This is a genomic window from Klebsiella sp. MS 92-3, from assembly GCF_000195655.1.
GTDB classification, from domain to species: Bacteria; Pseudomonadota; Gammaproteobacteria; order Enterobacterales; family Enterobacteriaceae; genus Klebsiella; species Klebsiella pneumoniae.
The window spans coordinates 1-4,509 of sequence record NZ_GL882779.1 but is presented as its reverse complement, the minus strand read 5'-3'; the positions used below and the strand labels follow the sequence as shown (position 1 = coordinate 4,509).

The following is a 4,509-nucleotide window of genomic DNA, read 5'->3' as shown; positions in this document are numbered from 1 at the left end:
GGCGCGCCGCCGCCCGCCGGCGACCCGCAGGTAGCGGGCGCGATGATCTACGGCGAGCCGCAGGACGCCTTTACCTGCGGACTGTTTTCGTCCACTGAGGGGAGCTTTACCATGACCTATCCGTTTACCGAGCACGCCACCGTGCTGGAGGGCGAAGTGGAGCTGACCGTCGCCGGCGGCGAGCCGCAGCGCTTTGCGCCGGGTGACAGCTGGTTTGTTAAACAGGGCACCGAAGTGGAGTGGAAAATTCTGACGCCGCGCTTTGTGAAGCACTACCTGGCGAACGTCGAGACCCGCTAACAAACTGATAATGCCCGGCGGCGCAGGGAGCGCACAGGGGGACTCGGAGGCGGCGCATTACGCCTTCTCCGGGCTACCAAATCGCACAGCGCTGTAGCCCCGGTAAGCGGCAGCGCCACCGGGGGGTTTGAGGCCAAATTAAAGGCAGGCCGCACGGACCGTAGGCCGGATAAGGCGCAGCCGCCATCCGGCAGAAACAGGCGCAACGTGGCAAGACGGATGGCCCCGGTTTTCGGGGTCATATTATTTATCCGCCGCGACATTCATCGACTGCGTCACAGAATCATGCGCCGCCCTCCACCTTCCGGACGATATTCGTTGAGCAGGATGCCCGCCTAAATTATGACTATCCGGGAGTGGCGCTGGCTATTCCCTGCCCTACCCCATTATTGTGCAGAGGTTGACTATGTTTAGTAACAGACTCGCCAGCCATCTTGAGCGCGGCGTCGTCGGCTTCCCGACCACCCTCGCCAGCTCCGTCGGGCTGATCATGGCCAGCCCGGTGATCCTGACGGTCACCAGCGGCTTCGGCATGGGCGGCGATACCTTCGCGCTGGCGGTGCTGCTGGCCTTTATTATGATGCAGGCGCAGGTCACCACCTTTGCCGAGGCGGCGACGCTCATTCCCACCACCGGTTCGGTGTACGACTATATCTCCTGCGGCATGGGCCGCTTCTTCGCTATCACCGGCGCGCTGTGCGCCTACTTGATCGTCCATATCTTCGCCGGGACGGCGGAGACGATCCTGGCGGGCATTATGGCGCTGGTGAACTTCGAGTCGATTAACGCCCAGATGGCCGCTCACCAGAATACCTGGATGGTGGGCGTCGGCATGGTGGTGATTTTCGGCTTGCTCAACGCCATCGGCGTGGAAATCTTCGGCAAGGTCGAAGTGATGCTGACCTTCGGCATGTGGACCACGCTGACCATTTTCGGCCTGTGCGGCATTTTTATGGCGCCGGTGACTCATCTTTCCGGCTGGTTCGGCACGCCGCTGAACGTTAGCGATATCAACGGCCTGTTCGGCTATATCGGCATGGCGATGTTTATGTTCGTCGGTTGCGAACTGGTGACGCCGATGGCGCCGGAGATCAAACAGGCCCACCGCACCATACCGCGGGCGATGGCGCTGGGCCTGCTGGGGGTCGCCAGCTGCATGTTTATCTACGGCGCGGCGATCAACCGCCAGGTGGAGAATACCGTGCTCGACGCGGCCAACAACGTCCATCTGCTGGATACACCGATGGCGATCCCGGCCTTCGCCGAACGGGTGATGGGCCACGCCGGCCAGTACTGGCTGGGGGTCGGGCTACTGTTGGCCGGCTGCGCCACCATCAATACGCTGATGGCCGCCGTGCCGCGTATTATCTACGGCATGGCGCTGGACGGCGCGCTGCCCCGTTTCCTGACCTGGCTGCATCCGCGCTTTAAGACGCCGGTGATCGCCATTGCCATCGGGGTGGCGATCCCCTGCCTGCACGCCTGGTATCTGAACGGCGATCTGGACCGCATCGTGCCGCTGATCCTCGCCGCGGTCTGCGCCTGGGGCGTCGCCTATCTGCTGGTTACTCTGTCGGTGGTGATGCTGCGCATTCGCCGCCCGGACCTGCCGCGCGCCTACCGCTCGCCGTGGTTCCCGCTGCCGCAGATTATCTCCAGCGTCGGGATCATCATCGCTATCGTCAATATCACGCCGCCCGGGATGGACAGCCGCCAGGTGCTGGTGCCGTTCGGCATAATGCTCGGCCTGACCGCCGCTTACGCCCTGTTCTGGACGGTGTGCGTGCAGCGCGTCAATCCGTTCAAGCCGCTGGTAGTGGAAGAGGTGGTGGAGCGCGCCATCAACAATTATGAAAAACAGACCCGCGGGGAGATGACGCCAGATGTCCTCCGTCCCCTGGTTTGAAACGCCGTTAATGAACGCGGTGCAGCGCGATCTGGCGGGCTGGCCCAGTGAAAAGCTGAGCGAACGCAGCGCGCTGCTGCGCTTGAACGACGCCACCGCCGTCACCTTCAGCGTGCGTCAGAAGCGGCTGTTTATGGCCAGCATTCACAGCTGCGAGTTTGTCGTCGAGGGGCCGGTGACCCGGCCCGCTCGCGGCAAGATCCGCGCCCACCAATCCGGCTGGCTAAAACGCCTGCCAATCCGCTTTATCGGCAGTAAAGAGAGCGCGGAACTCGCCGGCTATCTCAACGGTTTTCCTAACCTCCAGCAGACCTTAAGCGAGCTGGATTACCGCCGCTTTTCGCTGACCTTTGATAGTAGCGGCTGGCGCTGCAGCATTGAACCCTGGGCCGCCAGCGAAGTGGTCTGTAAAATGCCGCCGCTGCGCCGTTATCTGCGGCTGGAAGCGCAGCAGCGGATGCTGCTGCTCAGCGTGCTGGCGATGGTTAATCAGGCGGTAAGTCAGTGGATGCATGAGTGAGCCGGATGCCCGCGCCATCACGCGCCGATCAGACTCTCCAGAGGAATGCCGAACTGTGCGTGAAGCCGGCGAATCATCGGGAGCGTCAGGTTGCGCGTACCATTGAGAATTTCATACACGCGATTCGATTTACCAATCGCCGGCTCCAGATCTTTGACGGTCAGCCCCTGCTGCTCCATGCGAAACTTGATCGCCTCTATCGGCGTCGGCGGCTCGATGGGATAGTGCTTTTTTTCATATTCAGCAATCAGCAGGCACATCACCTCAAAAAAATCCCCTTCCGGCGTGTCCGGCGCAGGTTCATTATCAAAAAAAGGTTCAACCGCGCGTAACGCGGCCTCGTAATCTTGTTCAGTGCGGATAGGCTTCACATTAATCATTTACTTCCTCTCTATCGTCTCAGCGTTTATCTCGTCATATTCCTTATGCGAACCGATAAACTTAACGAACACCCACCCCCGCAGATAAGCAACGGCTACGATTAACCGGTAATCATTTCCTTTAATGTTGAATACCACCCGCTTATTTTTCAGAATACTTGCGCTGCGGTATTGGTCCTTTATCTCCGCCGGGGTTTTCCAGTCTGCTTTTGTCGCTTCGTCTACCCAGGCCTTTAGCGGTTGTTCAGCGTCGGGATTCTCCGCCCAGAAGTCCCTTAAGGTTTTCACTGAGATTATCTTCATGGGCAGAGACTAGTCCCATTTCGGGACTAAGTAAAGTAAAAGTCCCATATTGGGACTTTAGGGATCAACGTGAGCGTGAGCGACTATTGCAGGCCAAACTGCTGCGCCAGCCGATCGATGGCCTGGCGCTGGAACTGCGCGAATGCGGCGCGCGGCTGCTGCTGCTGAATAAATTCCAGCAGCGGATCCTGGACCTCGGTGCGGATGCCGCTCAGGGCTTCCATCACCGCCAGGCCGCAGAACGGCACGTAGGATTCGGCGTAGCCGCCCTCGTGCACCATCACCAGTTTCCCGCCGCACAGGCGATCCGCCGCCTGCTGGACCTGTTCGGTCATCGCCCGGAAGCTATCGCTGTGCAGCTGCATCCGCGCTAATGGATCCATGGCGTTGGCGTCATAGCCGCAGGCGATGATGATCAGCTCCGGCTCAAAACGCGCCAGCGCCGGAATAACGATAGTTTCCAGCGCATAGCGCCAGCTGTCATCCCCCGCCCCGGCCAACAGCGGAATATTGATGTTGTAACCTTCGCCCGCGCCCACGCCGCGATCGTCCTCGCCGGCGTAGCCCGGCGGGAAGCAGCCGTCCTGATGCAAGGAGATAGTCAGTACGTCGTCGCGCTGCAGGTAGATATGCTGGGTGCCGTTACCGTGGTGAACATCCCAGTCAATGATCGCCACCTTGCCCAGCCCCAGCTGCGCTTTCGCTCGCTCGACGGCAATGGGAATATTGGCGAGGAAACAAAATCCCATCGACTGGTCCGGCAGGCAGTGGTGTCCGGGCGGGCGCGACAGCGAATAGGCGTTATCCAGCTCCCCCTTCAGCACCGCTTCCACCGCCGCACAGGCCAGCCCGGCGGAAAGACAGGCGATTTCATAACTGCCCGGCCCCAGCGGCGCCTCTTTGCCGAGCATGCCGCCGCCGTTATCGCTTATCGCCTTGAAGCGCTCCAGATAGCTGTCGGGGTGGATCCGCCGCAGGTCCTCAAGGCTCGCCGGCGCCGCGCTGCGCAGCGCCAGCTGCGGCGTCAGCCCGGAGACATCCATCAGGTTTTTCATCCGCCGTTTGGTCTCTGGCGATTCAGCATGACCGCCGCCCGCCGG

Annotated in this window: 6 protein-coding genes; 3 read left to right on the top strand and 3 right to left on the bottom strand. The window is 60.9% G+C overall.

The genetic code is table 11. The annotated features are described in order from the left end of the window. The 3 genes from HMPREF9538_RS29595 to HMPREF9538_RS18765 all read left to right on the top strand — a co-directional run. A partial coding sequence (locus HMPREF9538_RS29595; RefSeq protein ID WP_009484537.1) for a cupin domain-containing protein occupies positions 1-300 on the top strand: 300 nt, incomplete at its 5' end. Positions 301-706: 406 nt separating this feature from the next. Continuing rightward, the gene (locus HMPREF9538_RS18760) at positions 707-2,206 is read left to right on the top strand and encodes an APC family permease (protein ID WP_009484535.1); all 1,500 of its coding nucleotides are present in this window, start codon (positions 707-709) and stop codon (positions 2,204-2,206) included. Continuing rightward, positions 2,184-2,726 carry a DUF3156 family protein gene (locus HMPREF9538_RS18765; protein WP_020316362.1) on the top strand — a complete coding sequence of 181 codons (543 nt, stop codon included), beginning with the start codon at positions 2,184-2,186 and terminating at the stop codon, positions 2,724-2,726. Before HMPREF9538_RS18760 ends, HMPREF9538_RS18765 begins: the two co-directional genes overlap by 23 nt. Positions 2,727-2,743: 17 nt before the next feature. Here the strand turns inward: HMPREF9538_RS18765 and HMPREF9538_RS18770 are convergent, their stop codons facing one another. The 3 genes from HMPREF9538_RS18770 to HMPREF9538_RS18780 form a co-directional block, all read right to left on the bottom strand. Beyond that, positions 2,744-3,106 carry a helix-turn-helix domain-containing protein gene (locus HMPREF9538_RS18770; protein ID WP_009484533.1) on the bottom strand — a complete coding sequence of 121 codons (363 nt, stop codon included), beginning with the start codon at positions 3,104-3,106 and terminating at the stop codon, positions 2,744-2,746. Next, on the bottom strand, positions 3,107-3,409 hold the full coding sequence (locus tag HMPREF9538_RS18775) for a type II toxin-antitoxin system HigB family toxin (RefSeq protein ID WP_004178884.1): 303 nt from the start codon (positions 3,407-3,409) through the stop codon (positions 3,107-3,109). An 83-nt stretch (positions 3,410-3,492) separates the two neighbouring features. Further along, the coding region (locus HMPREF9538_RS18780) for a class II histone deacetylase (protein ID WP_009484532.1) at positions 3,493-4,509 on the bottom strand (1,017 nt) is incomplete at its 5' end.

Coding starts and splice junctions, on each gene's coding strand:
- HMPREF9538_RS18770 (WP_009484533.1), bottom strand. CDS start 3,106: ATGATTAATGTGAAGCCTATCCGCACTGAACAAGATTACGAGGCCGCG.
- HMPREF9538_RS18760 (WP_009484535.1), top strand. CDS start 707: ATGTTTAGTAACAGACTCGCCAGCCATCTTGAGCGCGGCGTCGTCGGC.
- HMPREF9538_RS18775 (WP_004178884.1), bottom strand. CDS start 3,409: ATGAAGATAATCTCAGTGAAAACCTTAAGGGACTTCTGGGCGGAGAAT.
- HMPREF9538_RS18765 (WP_020316362.1), top strand. CDS start 2,184: ATGTCCTCCGTCCCCTGGTTTGAAACGCCGTTAATGAACGCGGTGCAG.